We start from the raw sequence: 1,914 nt of genomic DNA, 5'->3' as shown, positions 1-1,914 counted from the left end.
GAGAGGTAAAAATTACGGCGTGGGGGTAAATTTCGCGGGGTAAATCAAAGACGAAACTGGAGGCAAAAATGTGGTCGATATCGATAATCAGGGTACGGCAAAAAGCGGGGCTGGGCTGGTAAAACTCGTACTTGTGTAGGTCTGCCCGTAAAGTCTTGATCAGCGGTGCGCTCTTGGTTTTTGAGCAGAGAAAGACTCGTTGTGTGTCTGTGAGATATGTAGCGAACCGGGCTTTTTTGGTTGCGGTTCTGCTGGGTGCTGCTAGACTCGTAGACACAAGCTTAAATTCCTTTCGAAGTAATGCCCGGATGGAATTTTCTGAACCGGTAGAGGGTGCAATCTCTGCCGGTTCTTTTTTTATCTAGAAACTTCTTCAAGTCTACCTTCTAAAGGCCGATGGATTGGCATTCGCTCCAGAGCAGACCACGCAAAAGAGAACAGAAGAATCCGCGCATACCATGTATGCGCGGATTCTTACAAAAGACGAATACTTAAAATTCTTTTGCCAGTTCTCTGGCAATATCTACAGCGACTTTTCTCTCCACTACACCGGCGTCTGGATTTACCAACGAATACTCAATAGCAGCTTTGCGAACCTCTCCCTCCTTAATTTTTCTCATGAAATTTGAATATTCGGGAGAACTAAATTTTTCTATGACTCCACAGTTGGCAAACATCTTAGAAATCGATTTTATTTCTTCTCTTCTACTTAGGCTAAAAATCATTTCTTAAATAGCCCATTTAGTAGCACACCATGCGCCGGCGCCTGCAAGCGTTACCGCGAATCCAGCAACGCCGCCTTTCAGAGCATTAACTCCTACTAAGCGTGCTAGAACCCAGGCAACTTCTTTCCAGTTTTTAGTAACCATAAGGTATTTTAGCTGGCTACCACCACCTCCAGCGGCGCCAACAAAAGCCCCTAGCCCCGTTGCGTTAAGAACGCACCGTACGTACTCGTCACTTCCTACTTGATATTGCGGCGAGACAAGACGAGGAGAGCTTTCTCGGTGCAATCTTTCCAACGTAGATTCTGGTGCTTCATAAAGAGCATTTAAAAAATTTCTAATTTCAACTAATTCACTGCTTTTAAGGTTAAACTTATCTGCTTTCGTGTAGTCGACCTCCCATCCAGATTCTGTTTCATACACAACCTCAGTAAAAAATTCTTCTAGTTCAGATTCAAATTTTTCGACGTTTTCTCCAGTAACCAGAGGTTGAGAATGTGCCGATGAAGCCACAAAATTCGATACAGGATTCATATCGAAAGCATGGGCAGGCGAGGAAGTCAATAAAATTGAACCAGTGATTACAAAAGCTATGGATGGGATAACACCTGCGGAGAACTTTTTCATGGTTTCCTTTTCCTTACTGTGACGCCTAGAACATCTTCAAACTAGTGATGGCGACCACACTACACGAGCCGCGCCCCCAATGCAAGTGTTTTACACACCATGGATCCAGTCACGCCCTCACAACATCCACACAGCCGTTTACGCGACATTTCCCCTTACCATCACTACGTTTTCTATTATGAGTTACTCATAATAGAAATACCTGGCTTATTGGATGCATGAGGTGTGACGAAAAATCAGAGCGCAAAACCGACTGACCGATGACGCAGAAACCGGATTACAGACGTAATCCGAAGTGCACTTCAATGCCACAGGTGTGTAGATTTTCCCGCGCACTTTCTGAGATAAACACAGGCAGAAAGACGCGCGTTTTTGTCACAGCAAGAGAGGGGCAAACGAAGTTTGGCATACGTGCCTACCTGCCTACCTGCCTACCTGCCTGTTTCTGCTTTTGATTCCTGGCGTGCCTGCTGATCTTATCGGCTTCCTCTTCATCCGTGCTCTTGACTAAGGCTTCTTCTCTAAGCACCCCTTGTGTCTTGGGTTAGCTGTTAGATACTTT

General features: G+C 45.2%; 3 protein-coding genes. All 3 read right to left on the bottom strand.

The features are described 5' to 3' along the window. The coding region (locus E4U03_RS13260; protein WP_194210418.1) for a hypothetical protein at positions 1 to 277 on the bottom strand (277 nt) is incomplete at its 3' end. 214 nt (positions 278 to 491) lie between these two features. Beyond that, positions 492 to 725, bottom strand: a complete 234-nt coding sequence (locus E4U03_RS12485; protein ID WP_135014045.1) for a hypothetical protein — start codon at positions 723 to 725, stop codon at positions 492 to 494. A 3-nt stretch (positions 726 to 728) separates the two neighbouring features. Further along, the gene (locus E4U03_RS12480; protein WP_135014044.1) at positions 729 to 1,352 is read right to left on the bottom strand and encodes a hypothetical protein; all 624 of its coding nucleotides are present in this window, start codon (positions 1,350 to 1,352) and stop codon (positions 729 to 731) included. Between the last annotated feature and the right edge of the window lie 562 nt (positions 1,353 to 1,914).

The sequence above is a fragment of the Rothia nasimurium genome (assembly GCF_004569295.1).
GTDB classification, from domain to species: Bacteria; Actinomycetota; Actinomycetes; order Actinomycetales; family Micrococcaceae; genus Rothia; species Rothia nasimurium_B.
Note: the sequence above shows the minus strand (reverse complement) of the source record. Positions and strands in the feature narration are given on the sequence as shown.